Raw genomic sequence first — 13,195 nt, 5'->3', positions numbered from 1 at the left:
TAACAATCATGTTATTACCTATTGTGATGGCCGGAGGTTCGGGTAGTCGTTTATGGCCCCTTTCCCGTAGCCTATATCCAAAGCAATTTATCAGTTTGGCTAGTGATAAAACCATGCTACAGGAAACGATTGCTCGTCTTAGAGGCATTGAGCACCAGGCTCCTGTGGTTATCTGTAACGAAGAACATCGTTTTATCGTTGCAGAGCAGCTTCGACAGAGTAATGCCCATCACAGCGGTATTATTTTGGAGCCAGTGGGACGTAACACGGCTCCAGCTATTGCGTTAGCAGCGTTGCATGCAACACAAAATGGTGAAGATCCGCTGATGCTTGTGTTGGCTGCGGATCATATTATTCAGAACGATAGAGCGTTTACACAAGCAGTTGAGAAAGCCATTTCTCCTGCTGAGAACGGAAAGTTAGTGACCTTTGGTATCGTACCAACTTCCCCAGAAACAGGGTATGGTTACATTAAGCAAGGTGAGCCTGCCGGTGAATCTGCTTATAAAGTCGCACAGTTCGTTGAAAAACCAAATTTGGCGACGGCGGAAGCTTACTTTTCCAAAGGTGGCTATTACTGGAATAGTGGCATGTTCCTGTTTAAAGCCTCTCGATTCCTAACTGAATTAGGCCAACACCGTCCAGATATTCTTTCCGCTTGTGAACAAGCAATTGAATATTCAAAGACCGACTTAGATTTTATTCGTGTTTGCGAAAATGCGTTTACTGAATGTCCTGAAGATTCTGTTGACTATGCCGTCATGGAAAAAACTAAGGATGCGCTTGTTGTACCTATGGATGCGGGCTGGAGTGATGTTGGTTCGTTTAGCGCGTTGTGGGAAGTTTCTGCAAAAGATGAGACAGGCAATGTCATTGTTGGTGATGTAGTCACCGACCAGACAGAGAACAGCTATATTTACGCGCAAAACAAATTGGTGTCTGCGGTTGGCGTCGAAAATCTTGTGATTATTGAAACCAAAGATGCGGTTCTGGTTGCCAATAAAGACAAAGTGCAGGATGTAAAAAACATCGTTAATCAGCTGAAGTCCAAAGGGCGCAGCGAGTGTGAACAGCACCGTGAAGTTTATCGCCCATGGGGTTCTCACGATGAGATTGCGCTTGGCAACAGATTCCAGGTCAAACATCTACGCGTGAAACCGGGTGAAAGAACGGCGCTGCAAATGCACCATCACAGAGCTGAGCACTGGGTAGTGGTTCAGGGTACCGCTAGAGTTACCAGTGATGACAAGAGCTTTTTAGTCAGTGAAAACGAGTCTACTTATATTCCTTTAGGAGCAGCACACCGGATTGAAAACCCGGGTAAGGTTGACCTCCACCTAATTGAAGTACGTTCAGGTAGCTACCTGGAAGAAGATGATGTGGTCCGTTTAGAAGAGTATGGAGTCGGTTATTAATGAAAGTCTCCATCATCACCGCGACCTATAACAGTAGTGAAACCATTGTTGATACGCTTAAATCGTTAGAGCAACAATCTTACCCTGATATTGAATACATCATTATCGATGGTGCTTCAAAGGATAATACCTTGGAGGTTGTTCGTGATAATTGCTCTCGAGTCAGCAAAATCATTAGCGAGCCGGATAAAGGCATTTATGATGCTCTGAACAAGGGTATTCAAGCGGCAACGGGTGATGTTATCGGTTTTCTTCATTCTGATGACTTGTTTGCTTACCCTGATGCGGTAGCGGATATAGTGGCTACTTTAGAAAAGAATCAATCTCAGGCTGCTTATGCGGACTTAGCTTATGTTTCAAAAGAAGATACAGACAAAATAGTTCGCTTATGGAATTCTGGAGCGTATCAAAGAAATAAAATGCTCAGCGGTTGGATGCCGCCTCATCCGACATTTTATATGAAACGTGAGCTTTACCTTTCACTTGGGCAGTTCGACTTAGGCTTTAAGATCGCGGCGGATTATGATTCGCTACTGCGTTACCTATGGTCAAATAATGTGTCTATGAGCTATTTGCCAAAAGTTTTAATCAAAATGCGGGTTGGCGGGGCGAGTAATCGTAGCCTTAGCAATATATATAAAAAAACTTGTGAGGATATACAGGCACTTAAAAATAATAATGTGTTCTGGCCCAAAGCTATTTTTATAAAAAACTTTTCAAAAATTCCTCAATTCTTCAGAAGATAAATATATGTTCTCTACACAGACAGTTATTCAGAAATCTGGTATCCAATTTGGTACTAGTGGTGCGCGTGGCTTGGTGACTCAATTTACGCCCGAAGTTTGCGCGGCATTCACCCACGCTTTTGTATCCAGTCTAAAACGTACGTATCCGGTAAAGCGTATGGCGATTGCGATTGATAATCGTCCTAGTAGTCCGGCTATAGCTCAGGCTTGTATCGCAGCCCTTATGCAGAGAGGGATCGAACCTGTTTATTACGGAGTTATCCCAACGCCAGCGTTAGCCTATTCTACGATGCAAGAAGGTATCCCGTGCATTATGGTAACAGGTAGCCATATTCCATTTGATCGCAATGGCCTGAAGTTCTATACCTCTGATGGTGAAATCACTAAGGCGGATGAGCAATCTATTTTAAGTGCGAACGAAGAGTTTGCGGCATTAGGCAATTTGCCTTCGTTATCTATTAATACCATTGCGGTTAAACAATATGTTGAACGCTACACCAGTCTGTTTGATGCTGATTTATTGCAAGGCAAGCGAATTGGTATATATGAACACTCCAGTGCTGGGCGGGATATTTATGCTCAACTCTTTTCTGCACTTGGCGCAGAAGTTATCTCCCTTGAACGAAGTGATGAGTTTGTCCCGATTGATACGGAAGCCGTGTCAGAAGTCGATAAAGCCAAAGCTAGAGCATGGTCGAAACAGTATCAGCTTGACGCTATATTCTCTACTGATGGAGATGGTGATCGCCCGTTAGTAGCCGATGAGAATGGAGAGTGGTTGCGGGGTGATATTCTTGGTGTATTGTGTGCTCAGACAATGCAAATGCAAGCGCTTGCTGTCCCTGTCAGTTGTAATACAGTGATCGAAACTATCCCACAGTTTAGTAAAGTTTCCCGTACCAAAATTGGTTCACCATACGTCATTGCTGAATTTGCTGAGCTGGCTAAACAGTATCAGGCAATTTCAGGCTTTGAGGCCAACGGCGGATATTTGCTGGGCTCAGATGTCGAAATTAATGGCAAAATTCTCAAAGCTCTGCCAACGCGTGACGCAGTATTACCTTTTATCATGTTGCTTTCCGCTGCGAAGAACTCAGGTATTGCAGCTTTGGTGGATGCATTACCAGCCCGTTATACACACAGCGACAGAATTCAGAACTTTGCTACCGAAAAAAGCCTATCTCTCTTGTCGGTTGGTAAGTCCAATCCTGAGAATCTGGCAGTCCAATTGGGCTTTAATGACGCTCTTGTGGAACAAGTAGATGTTACTGATGGGTTAAGAATCACTTTATCTAATCAAACGATTTTCCATTTGCGTCCTTCCGGAAATGCGCCAGAGCTACGTTGTTATGCTGAAGCGAGCTCCTTTGAGCAAGCTCAGCAAATCGTTAGACAGGTGCTTGATAAAGTGCAGCAACTGTAAACCTTCAATAATTTAAAGCTTAATTTAGGATTTCCAAATTAAGCTTTTTTGTTTATATGGTTATGAAAAAGAATTTCTTCAAATTAGATAATACGATTCAGAATTATGTATGGGGTAGTAAAACTGCTATTCAGGAATTATTTGGAATCGAGAACATTAATCAGGAACCTCAAGCTGAATTATGGATGGGTGCGCATCCGAACGGGTGTTCTAAAGTAGAGCTAGGTGGAGAAATGCACCTACTTTCAACGCTTATTGAATCAGATAAATCTGGTTTTTTATCAGAGGTTACTGCTGAACAGTTTGGTGAATTACCATACCTGTTTAAAGTCCTTGCTGCTGATAATGCGTTGTCTATTCAGGTTCATCCAAGTAAAGAAGAAGCCGAGTTGGGGTTTGCAAAGGAAAACGGTTTGGGTATTGACCGTAAGCATCCACAAAGAAATTATCGTGATGCTAACCATAAGCCCGAATTAGTCTTTGCTCTAACACCTTATCAAGCGATGAATGGCTTTAGAAACTTTAATGAAATTGTTTCAATGTTCTCTCGCATTACGGAGCATATCTCTATTCCGAAAGTTCAGGCGTTAGTTGAACAGTTTGAAAAAGATCTAACATCTAACGGGTTAGAGGTGTTTTTTGTCGGAATATTATCTCTGAGTGGTAGTGATAAACTACAAGCTGTCGATGGCTTGTTGACGTTCGCTTATGAGTGCTTCGAAAACGGTTCGGACGGTGATGAATTCGCGTTGATACTTGAACTGGCGAACACTTATCCCGGAGATATCGGATTGTTCGCTCCATTGATTCTGAATGTCCTCACACTACAACCTGGTGAGACGATGTATCTTGATGCCAGAACACCACACGCTTATTTGAAAGGTACGGGTTTAGAAGTGATGGCGAATTCTGACAATGTATTACGAGCAGGTCTTACATCTAAACATATTGACGTTGAAGAGTTGGCAAGTTGTACGTTGTTTGAAGAAAAACCTAAAGACATGTTACTTGTACAACCAAGCCTGCAAGGCAATAAGCAAAGTTACGAAATCCCTGTTCCTGATTTTGAGTTTGACTGCTTTCTTAAAGCAGAAAATGAGGTGATTAAGGTTCACAGCGCTGAAATAGTTTTTGCTATTGATAATGATGTAGAAGTTTATCATCCGTCAGGTGAGTTTATTCTATTGAAAAAGGGTGAGTCGGTATTGATCCCAGCTTATGCTAAAGAATACACTCTTTGCTCTGAAGGGCGTATTGCTCGAGTGTACAATTAGACCTTTTACGTCTGCGGGAGGTGAAAATTAGCTTGTGATGGAGTCTGGAGCGTAATAAGTCAGGGTACCTTGAGGAAGTACAAGAAGAGTCTGCACTGAGTTGTTCAAAAAGTCATTACTAGACATTTAAACGTGTGGAGTCACAGCCAGACCTAGGTGACGAAATCTCGAAGGTGAGCGGAGGAATGAGGCAACTATCTCAGCGTCATTACTATTGGAAATGATCCTTTGGTCTTTTTTTGTTTCAAATAACGAGTCAGTGATTCGGCCGTGTGTTTTAACGTAAGACGATTTATACAATGTTCTGTAACTGTCGTTTCCTCTCCAATATGTTATTTCTTGCGCTACAGGAAGCCCAGCATCATTTATTGTCAATCTAAGTGGTTCTTGTAATCATAACCTTCAAACGTCATCCCGTTGGTATTACAGAATCCCAAATATCTTATAGAAAAATAGTAAGCGCGTCATAAACCCCACATTCTAATCAATATCGGTACGTCCTAAGATCAAATCTCCCAACCTCAAGGAGATCTGAAATGGCAAAACGACGTACTGACCAAGAATGGAAAAACCTGTTCGAGCAATACGAATCCAGTCAGCTATCCCAACGCGTGTTCTGCGAGCGCCATGGTCTGAGTGTTTCGACCTTCTATGCAAAACGTCAACAGTTGCAGTGCTCTGGGCCACCTCAAACAGGTGGCTTCATCAAAGCCGAAGTCGTTGAAAAAACGACACGCTACCAGATGACTCAAACGCCTGTTGCCAACATGACACTGTTCATTAATGACGTTGAACTCAGCATTCCCCAGGGAACACCTGCGGCCTACTTAGCCGAATTAATTGGAGAGCTGTCATGAAGAGAATGCTGAACGCTCCGAATGTTTACCTGTATCGGGAGTTCGTGGATTTTAGAAAGTCCATCAATGGCCTCGCGGCGATTATCGAGTCCGAAACCGATTTACCGTTAGGAAGCGGTGCGCTGTTCCTGTTTACCAATAAACAACGCGACAAAATCAAAGTGTTGTATTGGGACAAAACGGGCTTCGCTCTTTGGTATAAGCGTTTGGAAAAAGCCAAATTCAAATGGCCCACTCAAGAGAAAAAACAGGTGTACACCCTGACTCAATTTGACTTAGACCGACTGTTATCTGGCTTCACGATAATCGGCCATAAGCCGATAAAAATAGACAATTTTACAATGAGTTGAACCCGATAAAAGTCAGTTCTGCCAAGCCTTAGCATGGTGTTTTTAGTATAATAAATGTCATGAAAAAGACGCCCGATATTAACCCAGAAAGCCAAGACATCGCCGAGCTTCAAGCTATGGTGAAAGCCTTAATGTCTGAACAAAAAGGCTGGCAAGAAAAGGAAGCGCAATGGCAACAAGAGCGCCAATCCTTAATAGAGCAGTTTAAGCTTGCTCTTGACCGCCAGTTCGCTAAACGTTCAGAAGCGTTGAAGCCTTATAATGAAGCGCAGGGTGACCTCTTTAATGAGGCGGAGTGTGAAGCCGCGAAAGAAGAGGAAGTTGTTACGACAACGACGACCACAAAACGCCGAGGTAAACGTCAACCGCTTCCTAAAGACTTGCCGCGTGAAACTCTCGTGCTCGACCTTGATGAGCACGAGAAGCAATGCCCGTGCTGTCAGCATACTCTCCACAAAATCGGTGAAGACCGCAGCGAAAAGCTGGAGTTCACACCTGCTGTCCTGAAAGTGTTGGAATATGTTCGCCCTAAATACGCTTGTCGTCAGTGTGAACAAACCTCTGAGCTAGCCGTATTCACCAACAGCCTGCACCAGAGAGCATCATCCCTAAAAGCTTCGCCACCGAAAGCCTGCTTGCCAACATTGTTCTGGGGAAATATCAGTATGCACTTCCGCTGTATCGTCAGGAAACCTTGTTCACCCAGTCGGGCATCGAGTTGTCGAGAACCACGATGGCAAGGTGGGTTATCCAGGTAAGTGAAAAGTTCAAACCGCTTTATCAAGCATTAAAAACGCACTTACTTGAGCAAGTCGTGGTTCAAGCCGATGAAACACCGCTCAATGTGCTTAAGGAAGACAAGCAATGTTACATGTGGCTGTACTGCTCAGGCGCCGACTCGCCCGAAGCCACACTTCCTGGCATGAAAAACATCGTCTTGTTCGACTATCAAAACAGTCGCGCGAGAGCGTGTCCCGTGAACTTCTTGGGTGATTACTCTGGCTATCTGCAAAGTGATGGCTACGGTGCGTATGACGGATTAACCAAAGTCACCAATGTTGGTTGCTTCGCTCACGCACGTCGTAAGTTCATGGAGGCGAAAAAGCTTCAGGGTAAAGGTAAATCGGGGAAAGCAGATGTAGCGTTAGCGAAAATCCAAAAGCTGTATGCACTTGAATCTCGATTAAAACTCGCTTCGGCTGAAGAGCGTTGGTCTGAAAGGCAATCCAGTGCCAAACCCATGCTGGATGACCTCTATGACTGGTTAACCTCGCAAAACGTCATCGAATCGAGTCCTCTTGGTAAAGCCATCAAGTACACCTTGGGTCAGTGGCCTAAGCTGATACGCTATGTTGAAGATGGGCATTTATCTATCGATAACAACCGAGCCGAACGTGCAATTAAGTCACTGGTTATTGGCAGAAAAAATTGGCTCTTCGCCAACAACCCCAATGGTGCTGATGCCAGTGCGTTACTATACAGCATCATCGAGACAGCAAAAGCTAACGGGCTCATACTCTACGATTACATGGTGAAATGTATGAAAGAGTTGGCAAAGTCCGAGCCTGATATCGACTCACTTCTTCCCTGGAACTTCTCACACTGAAACTAAAACGCCCCGTGGGATCATGGGGCGCTTACGAAAAATATATATAAAAATTAAACAGGTATGGACTAGTTAAAATGAAAATAGCGATTGCCGGTACCGGCTACGTAGGCTTATCAAACGCGATGTTACTCGCACAGAATCATGAAGTCGTTGCTTTAGATGTTATTCAAGAAAAAGTACAGCTATTAAACGATAAGATATCTCCGATTGTAGATGTTGAGATCGAAGACTTTTTGGCGAATAAGCCGCTCGACTTTTACGCTACCTTGGATAAAGAGCTGGCGTATAAGAATGCGGATTTTGTCGTGATTGCAACGCCGACCGATTATGACGTTAAAACCAACTACTTCAATACCTCTTCAGTAGAGTCAGTGATTAAAGATGTGATGGACATTAATCCTGATGCGGTGATGGTGATTAAATCGACGGTTCCGGTCGGTTACACGGCTCGTATTAAAGAGGAGTTGGGTTGCGAAAACTTGCTGTTTTCTCCGGAGTTTTTGCGTGAAGGCCGCGCGTTATACGACAACCTTCATCCTTCACGCATTATCGTGGGTGAAAGAAGTGAACGTGCTAAGGCTTTCGCAGGTTTATTAGTTGAAGGTGCGGTGAAAGAGAATATTGAAATTCTATTCACTGATTCCACTGAAGCAGAAGCGGTTAAGTTGTTTTCTAATACCTACTTAGCTCTACGTGTGGCTTACTTCAATGAGTTAGATTCTTATGCTGAAACACACGGTCTTAATGCCCGCCAAATTATTGAAGGGGTGAGTTTAGATCCGCGTATCGGTAACCACTATAACAATCCATCGTTTGGCTACGGCGGTTATTGTTTACCAAAAGACACCAAGCAACTTCGCGCTAACTACGCGGAAGTGCCAAACAATATTATAGGCGCGATTGTTGATGCGAATACCACCCGTAAGGATTTCATCGCGGATTCTATTATAAAGCGTAATCCTAAACGTGTCGGAATTTATCGTCTTGTAATGAAAGCGGGGTCTGATAATTTCCGTGCATCTTCGATTCAAGGGGTGATGAAGCGTCTGAAAGCGAAAGGTATTGAAGTGGTGGTTTATGAGCCAGTACTGAAAGAAACAACGTTTTTCAACTCGCTGGTTCTTACCGATCTGGAGCAATTTAAGTCGGCTTGTGATGTGATTGTATCTAACCGTATGGTGGATGAAATCAGTGGTGTCGCAGAGAAGGTTTATACTCGCGACTTATTTGGCAACGACTAATAAAAAACAAATAGTTGGTTAGAACAAATTATGATTAAAAAATGTCTATTCCCGGCCGCCGGATATGGAACTCGCTTTCTTCCTGCGACGAAATCCATGCCAAAGGAAATGATGCCAGTGGTGAACAAGCCGCTGATTGAATACGGCGTGGAAGAAGCGATCCAAGCGGGTATGACCGATATGTGTGTGGTTACCGGTCGCGGTAAGCACGCGTTGATGGATCACTTCGATAAGAACTATGAACTCGAGCATCAAATTAGCGGTACCAGCAAAGAATCGCTGCTAACAGATATTCGCTCATTGATTGATACGGCAAGCTTTACTTATATCCGTCAAAGTGAAATGAAAGGATTAGGGCACGCTATTTTAACGGGCCGTCCATTAATCGGTGATAATCCATTTGCCGTAGTATTGGCGGATGATCTCTGTGTTAATCCAGACCGAGGCGTTTTGGCTCAAATGAAGGCGTTGTACAATCAGTTCCGATGTTCAATCGTGGCTGTACAAGAAGTACCAGAATCTGAAACCCATAAGTACGGTGTGATTTCTGGTGAAATGATCAAAGACGACCTATTCCGTGTGGATGACATGGTCGAAAAACCGGAAGCCGGAACGGCACCGAGTAATTTGGCGATCATCGGTCGCTATATTTTAACGCCAGATATTTTTGAGCTGATCGAACAAACCGAACCTGGCAAGGGTGGTGAAATCCAAATTACGGATGCGCTGCTAAAACAGGCGAAATCTGGCTGCGTGTTGGCGTATAAATTTAAAGGTCAACGTTTCGATTGCGGTAGTGTGGAAGGCTATATTGAAGCCACCAATTATTGCTATGAAAACATTTACAAGCAGCCTTCGGCAACGACGCCTCAGAAAACTGAGCAAAAGGTGTTTGAGGCTGAAGTCGCTTAGTCCTAATAAGAGCATCGATTCAGTTATGGCTCGATGCTCGTACTCTCTCTCACTCTATTTTCGGAAAGCCAATCTTGCAGCCCATTTGAACGAACTGCTACTTCATATATTATGAGGAATGCCAGAATTGAACACTAAATGCCCTGAGCGGTGAAAACAGTTTATTACCCAAATATAATCTAATGACCATAAGAATTCATTCATTTAGTCATGAATTAAAGTTCAATATGGTAAATTTAGCACTTGCTCAAAAAGAATCTATATAATAACTTGTAATGTGTACAAATATATAACGGTATTTATATTTTAAGATACTTGTTAGATTTAATAATTGCCTTGTTTTTTAAGGTGTCTATTTTCAATAGTCTTGTAATGTTACTTAGTGCCCAGTCAATGAAAGAACATGATATAAACACAACTGTAATTGATAATATAGAATGAAAGTAAAGGTTATCACTATTTAAATAAGATGCATTATTGAACAGTTCCCTCCACAAAAAAGGCCTTACTAAAAAATTATCATGTATTAAATAAACCCCAAACATTGTAGATGAAATGGTATTTATGATTTTAAAACTACCAATGCTAAGTTGTTTGAAATAAAGGAAAATACTAACTGAAAGACACAGAATAAATGGGGTTTCCATTCCGATAAAGTAGAAAGGATGATCAAATAGCGCATTGAAACTAGACAAGTAGTCAAGGATTGCTATTGAACTAAATATAGCAATAAAATTAAAGGCTATTATCATCAAAATATTTTTTTTAGGGAAAGACTTATGCTCGTAGTACTTTCTTAAAAATGCTCCTATACAATATAAATAAACGAAAAAACTCAAATTTCCAATAGCATTATTGAGTACGGGAATAACAGCTAGAAAGCTAAAAGCAATAATCAATCTAAAATGTGATTTTTTATTTAGGTTATTAATCATGATATTTATAAATGGGCTCATGATAAGCATGCATATAAATGCAGTTACAAACCAATAACCAAATGGCATTAATGATTTAAATATATCTTTAATAGATACACTTACGACATTGAAACTAAAGAATACAACAACTATAAATATCGAATAAAACCAAGTTTTGCTTGAAATATTCACAACAGCATCCCATTTAAATTGCGCCCTACATAAAAAGTATCCAGATATTAGCACAAACAAATTAACGCCTAACTTGCCCCCAACAGAGAGTGATTGAACATAAAATTTATTTATCTCAAAACCTACTGGATATTCCCATTCTCCATATACAGAATAGTGATGGGCCACAATAAGAAACATTGCAAAAATTCTTAATAATTCAAAATTTGATTTTCTAAGCATAATATGAATAAATGATTAAATAAAAAGCTTATTATGGTATATTAACCTTAATTTTTCCACCTAAATTTTTAAGAATATAAATATGGGTGTTACCACCGTATAATTGTTGTGGTTTATGAATCTGGACACCATTTAAGATGGTACAGCTACCATCAAAGAAAGAAATGCTTAATGATCTCTGTGTCAATCCAAACCAAGGTGTTTTGGCTCAAATGAAGGCGTTGTACAATCAGTTCCGCTGCTCAATCGTTGCTGTACAAGAAGTACCGGAATCTGAAACCCATAAATACGGTGTGATTTCTGGTGAAGTGATCAAAGACGACCTATTCCGTGTAGATGACATGGTCGAAAAACCAGAAGCGGGGACGGCACCGAGTAATTTGGCGATCATCGGTCGTTATAGTTTAACGCCAGATTTTTTCGATCTGATCGAACAAACCGAGCCTGGCAAGGGCGGTGAAATCCAAATTACGGATGTGCTGCTGAAACAGGCGAAATATGGCTGTGTGTTGGCGTATAAATTTAAAGGTCAACGTTTCGATTGCGGTAGTGTGGAAGGCTATATTGAAGCCACCAATTATTGCTATGAAAACATTTACAAGCAGCCTTCGGTAGAGACGCCTCAGAAAACTGAGCAAAAGATACTTGACGCTGAAGTCGCCTAATTCTATTCAGAGCGCCGACTTAATGGTTGGTGCTCTCTCTTCTTTATCTCCTTCCTCTTTCCTCTCTTTTTGTGGGCTATCGGAGCTCGCTGAGCTTCTTATCGCACTATGACCTCTGTTTTTTTGAGGGATACCAGCCATGCCAAAATTGATGTTCCAATTGTCAAAACCCTTGGTAATGATCGTTGGTGATCCTTTTTTTCCTTTGTTTTACAGGGTATTAGCTTAGCGTCCATCTCAGCAGTGAGACGATATTGAGACACTTTTCTGAGGTTGTCGTTTTCTCCCCCAATAGATCATTACAGCAGCGATTGATTTCGTGACTAAATTGACCTCCGCATTACTTTGTCGATTTCATGGTGAAATCGAGACCTAAGCCCTCCATTTATCATGGTGAAATCGGAGGCCTAAACCAACGGCCAATTTCAAGATGAAATTTAACGTCACATCTACCTGTTGTCAGAGGGCGATTTAGTTTGATCTCAAATGTGGTTTTTTCATACCGATTTTCTTAGTCCTATTTTTGATTAACAAGACGACTATATCGTAAAGATATTTTTAGTGATTGACTCAATAACACTGATTTTAGGGGTTATTGAGCTACCATTAGATAAAGAAAAATAGCAGATAAACTTCACCTAACGATTATGGGTTGTTATAGGCAATAAAAGAAATCCTATAACAAGCAATAAAATCCAATTGAAGGGTTTGAGATATGTACGAAAAAGTAGATAAGCAAAATGAGAGTAAAAATAAGGCAATTGCTCAGAGAAAAAATAGCAAAAAGAAAGCTACCTGGTTGGTGGATAACCGACCTGAAGCTATCGCTCAAAGGAAAGTAATGGAACTCGCTAATAGCTACTCTGACTCAAAAGTTATCCTCCGTAAAAGTGAAGTACAGGATAATTCGTCTCACGTGAAAGCTGTATATGGGGGTGTTTTTCAGAGTGGGACAAATGATGATTCAGCACCAACTCAGTTAGCTATGGTCTACGGTGATTATAACACTTTGACAGGAAGCGAAGGGACGGTGCATTGGCACTACAGTTATAATGATGAGAATGCGGATAGCTTACATATCACTATTGCTGATACTGCTAACTATGACCAAAGGACTTGGGTTAGTCGGAAAAATTACACTCCAACAGGGAGAGGTACTGGAACTTGGAGTGGCTGGGTAAATAATAATCTTGGAACGACTCCTTCATGGGCTACGGATCTTGCCGGAGATGGTGGAGAAACCGTTGCAGAAGGCGCATTTCATGCAGATAATGGCATTATCACTTTATTGAATACGCGTTTCCCTCTGGTCGCACCTACTTTTACCAACGATGATTTTCCTGCGTTAGGATCACAGAGAAAATAATGGGGG

Annotated in this window: 10 protein-coding genes and 2 pseudogenes; 11 read left to right on the top strand and 1 reads right to left on the bottom strand. The window is 41.8% G+C overall.

From position 1 onward, the window contains the following. Positions 1-8 precede the first annotated feature (8 nt). From R7Z10_RS12055 to galU, 9 genes and pseudogenes are all read left to right on the top strand, one after another. Positions 9-1,415, top strand: coding sequence for a mannose-1-phosphate guanylyltransferase/mannose-6-phosphate isomerase (locus R7Z10_RS12055; RefSeq protein WP_318104933.1), 1,407 nt, complete (start codon positions 9-11; stop codon positions 1,413-1,415). Next, the gene (locus R7Z10_RS12050) at positions 1,415-2,161 is read left to right on the top strand and encodes a glycosyltransferase family 2 protein (RefSeq protein ID WP_318104932.1); all 747 of its coding nucleotides are present in this window, start codon (positions 1,415-1,417) and stop codon (positions 2,159-2,161) included. The genes R7Z10_RS12055 and R7Z10_RS12050 overlap by 1 nt, the downstream gene beginning before the upstream one ends. Before the next feature lie 4 nt (positions 2,162-2,165). Then, the gene (locus R7Z10_RS12045; RefSeq protein ID WP_318104931.1) at positions 2,166-3,584 is read left to right on the top strand and encodes a phosphomannomutase; all 1,419 of its coding nucleotides are present in this window, start codon (positions 2,166-2,168) and stop codon (positions 3,582-3,584) included. 56 nt (positions 3,585-3,640) lie between these two features. Next, the gene (manA, locus tag R7Z10_RS12040) at positions 3,641-4,858 is read left to right on the top strand and encodes a mannose-6-phosphate isomerase, class I (RefSeq protein ID WP_318104930.1); all 1,218 of its coding nucleotides are present in this window, start codon (positions 3,641-3,643) and stop codon (positions 4,856-4,858) included. 536 nt (positions 4,859-5,394) lie between these two features. Next, entirely contained in the window at positions 5,395-5,715 is a 321-nt protein-coding gene (locus R7Z10_RS12035; protein WP_318104929.1) for an IS66 family insertion sequence element accessory protein TnpB, read from the top strand. Further along, entirely contained in the window at positions 5,712-6,065 is a 354-nt protein-coding gene (tnpB, locus tag R7Z10_RS12030) for an IS66 family insertion sequence element accessory protein TnpB (protein ID WP_061897740.1), read from the top strand. Before R7Z10_RS12035 ends, tnpB begins: the two co-directional genes overlap by 4 nt. A 59-nt stretch (positions 6,066-6,124) precedes the next feature. Further along, positions 6,125-7,671, top strand: a pseudogene (locus R7Z10_RS12025) (IS66 family transposase). 77 nt (positions 7,672-7,748) lie between these two features. Continuing rightward, entirely contained in the window at positions 7,749-8,915 is a 1,167-nt protein-coding gene (locus R7Z10_RS12020; protein WP_318104928.1) for a nucleotide sugar dehydrogenase, read from the top strand. A 30-nt stretch (positions 8,916-8,945) separates the two neighbouring features. Beyond that, complete coding sequence (galU, locus tag R7Z10_RS12015; protein WP_318104927.1) at positions 8,946-9,827, top strand: UTP--glucose-1-phosphate uridylyltransferase GalU; 882 nt, start codon at positions 8,946-8,948, stop codon at positions 9,825-9,827. A 299-nt stretch (positions 9,828-10,126) separates the two neighbouring features. Here the strand turns inward: galU and R7Z10_RS12010 are convergent, their stop codons facing one another. Next, positions 10,127-11,158: an acyltransferase gene (locus tag R7Z10_RS12010; RefSeq protein ID WP_318104926.1), complete on the bottom strand. Its 1,032-nt coding sequence runs from the start codon at positions 11,156-11,158 to the stop codon at positions 10,127-10,129. A 170-nt stretch (positions 11,159-11,328) separates the two neighbouring features. On the opposite strand from R7Z10_RS12010, the pseudogene R7Z10_RS12005 reads away from it, so the two are divergent. Both R7Z10_RS12005 and R7Z10_RS12000 read left to right on the top strand, forming a co-directional pair. Next, a pseudogene (locus tag R7Z10_RS12005) lies at positions 11,329-11,823 on the top strand (sugar phosphate nucleotidyltransferase); the annotation flags it as partial. Between the two features lie 715 nt (positions 11,824-12,538). Next, complete coding sequence (locus tag R7Z10_RS12000; RefSeq protein WP_318104925.1) at positions 12,539-13,189, top strand: hypothetical protein; 651 nt, start codon at positions 12,539-12,541, stop codon at positions 13,187-13,189. Positions 13,190-13,195: the final 6 nt, after the last annotated feature.

The organism is Vibrio sp. Vb1018 (assembly GCF_033338775.1).
In the GTDB taxonomy this organism is placed as follows: Bacteria; Pseudomonadota; Gammaproteobacteria; order Enterobacterales; family Vibrionaceae; genus Vibrio; species Vibrio alginolyticus.
Note: the sequence above shows the minus strand (reverse complement) of the source record. Positions and strands in the feature narration are given on the sequence as shown.